We start from the raw sequence: 1,045 nt of genomic DNA on the forward strand, positions 1-1,045 counted from the left end.
AGCCTCCACTTAAGGTGGCGCTATTCACGCTGTTGCTCACAACCACATCCACTGCCCCACTAGTGTGAGCAGGGGTGACGGCGGTTAATGTCGTGCTATTGACCACCGTTACATTAGTGGCGGCGGTACCACCTAAAGTCACACTCATTCCTGGAACAAAGCCACTGCCCGTTAAGGTAATGGTCGTACCCCCTGCGATGGAGCCACTCGCCGGTGTAATGCCGCTTAAGCTTGGGGCAACTGCCGTGTAGGTAAAACCACCCGCTAAAGTGGCACTACCCACACCATTATTCACCACCACATCCACCGTTAACAGGCCACTCACATAAGCGGGGGTGGATGCAGTAATGGTGCTGGCATTCACTACCGTAACATTCGTGGCCGCAATACCGCCAACGGTTACCGTCGTACCTGGAGTAAAACCACTACCACTTAAAGTAATTACTGTATTGCCACTCACCGGTCCTGTCGTGGGGGAAAGACTCGTTAGGCTTGGTGCAATTGCGGTATAGGTAAAGCCTCCGCTTAATGTCGCGCTGCCTGCACTGTTCGTCACCACCACATTTTTCACTAAAGAACCACTGACGTAAGCTGGGGTGGTCGCCGTTAAAGTCGTGGCATTGAGTACCGTGACATTCGTGGCCGCAACACCGCCCAGAGTTAATGTCGTGGTTGGGGTAAAGTTCGTGCCCACTACCGTCACTGAGGTGCCACCTGCAATAGAACCTTGATTCGGCGTAATGCTAACCAACGTGGGGCTGCTGGCTTGATAGGTAAAACCACCCGTTAAGGTCGCACTGCCCACCTCATTACTGATCGCCACATTGGCGGCTAAGGGGCCACTCACGTAAGCTGGGGTAGTCGCAGTTAAACTGCTTGCACTATTAATCGTAATGCTCGTTGCCGCAATACCGCCTACCGTCACCGAGGTTGTGGGAGTAAAGCCTGAGCCACTGATGGTAATTGATGTACCACCGGCAACAGGGCCCGTATTAGGAGTAACTCCACTGATGCCTGGCGTAACCGCAACATAGGTATAACCACC

1 protein-coding gene is annotated in these 1,045 nt (G+C 53.3%); it reads right to left on the minus strand.

Annotated features, from left to right (window positions below; translation table 11 throughout):
• Window positions 1-1,045 (minus strand): IPT/TIG domain-containing protein (locus tag BN3124_RS00005; protein WP_196398880.1); only part of this gene is annotated, 1,045 nt, incomplete at both ends.

The sequence above is a fragment of the Legionella saoudiensis genome (genome assembly GCF_001465875.1).
Classification (GTDB): domain Bacteria; phylum Pseudomonadota; class Gammaproteobacteria; order Legionellales; family Legionellaceae; genus Legionella; species Legionella saoudiensis.